This is a genomic window from Gracilimonas qinghaiensis (assembly GCF_046602855.1).
GTDB lineage: Bacteria > Bacteroidota > Rhodothermia > Balneolales > Balneolaceae > Gracilimonas.
The window spans coordinates 1-1,194 of record NZ_JBKINJ010000004.1 but is presented as its reverse complement, the minus strand read 5'-3'; the positions used below and the strand labels follow the sequence as shown (position 1 = coordinate 1,194).

General features: G+C 53.1%; 1 protein-coding gene. It reads left to right on the top strand.

What is annotated here, in order from left to right; translation table 11 throughout:
• The first annotated feature begins 5 nt into the window (after positions 1-5).
• A complete protein-coding gene (gene tuf, locus ACKGJO_RS14665) occupies positions 6-1,193 on the top strand; it encodes an elongation factor Tu (protein ID WP_411324212.1) in 1,188 nt (395 codons plus the stop codon).
• Position 1,194: the final 1 nt, after the last annotated feature.

The following is a 1,194-nucleotide window of genomic DNA, read 5'->3' as shown; positions in this document are numbered from 1 at the left end:
TAATCATGGCAAAAGAGACCTTTCAACGGAATAAGCCCCACGTAAACGTAGGCACGATAGGCCACGTAGATCACGGAAAAACGACATTGACGGCAGCGATTACGACAGTAATGGCGAAGACATACGGTGGCGTAGCGAAGCAATTTGCGGATATTGACAATGCGCCGGAAGAGCGCGAGCGCGGTATTACGATTGCGACAGCTCACGTTGAGTACGAAACCGATGAGCGTCACTATGCCCACGTGGACTGCCCGGGTCACGCCGATTATGTGAAGAACATGGTGACCGGCGCCGCGCAGATGGACGGGGCTATTTTAGTGGTTGCTGCCACTGACGGTCCTATGCCGCAGACCCGCGAGCACATATTGCTTGCCCGCCAGGTTGGAGTGCCACAGATCGTGGTATTTATGAACAAGGTGGATCTGGTAGACGATGAAGAGCTGCTGGAGCTGGTAGAGCTGGAAGTTCGCGAGTTGCTGTCCTCTTACGAATTTGATGGCGACAATATTCCGGTGATCCAGGGATCAGCCCTTGGCGCGCTAAACGGCGAAGCTGAGCACGAAGAGAGTATCGTTGCGCTGATGAAGGCTGTTGATGATACGATTCCAACGCCGGAGCGAGATGTAGACAAGCCGTTTTTGATGCCGGTAGAGGATGTGTTCTCTATCACCGGGCGTGGAACGGTAGCCACCGGACGTATTGAGCGTGGCGTGTTGAAGCTGAATGATGAAATTGAAATTGTTGGTATCGTTGAAGAGCCAATGAAGACCGTGGTAACCGGTATTGAGATGTTCCGTCGTATGCTCGACCAGGGGCAGGCCGGTGACAACGCAGGTATTTTGCTGAGAGGTATTAACAAGGAGCAGCTGCAGCGCGGTATGGTGCTGTGTAAGCCGGGCTCGATCACCCCGCATAAGAAGTTTGAATGTGAGGTGTATGTATTGAGCAAGGATGAGGGAGGCCGTCACACGCCATTCTTCGAAGGCTACCGACCGCAGTTCTACTTCAGAACGACTGACGTGACCGGCTCATGTGAGCTTCCGGACGGCGTTGAGATGGTGATGCCTGGTGACAATGTGAAATTAAACGTAACCCTGATCCAGCCGGTAGCGATGGAAGAAGGATTGCGATTTGCGATACGCGAAGGTGGCCGTACTGTCGGTGCCGGCGTGGTAACTAAAATCTTAGACTAAG

Coding starts and splice junctions, on each gene's coding strand:
- tuf (WP_411324212.1), top strand. CDS start 6: ATGGCAAAAGAGACCTTTCAACGGAATAAGCCCCACGTAAACGTAGGC.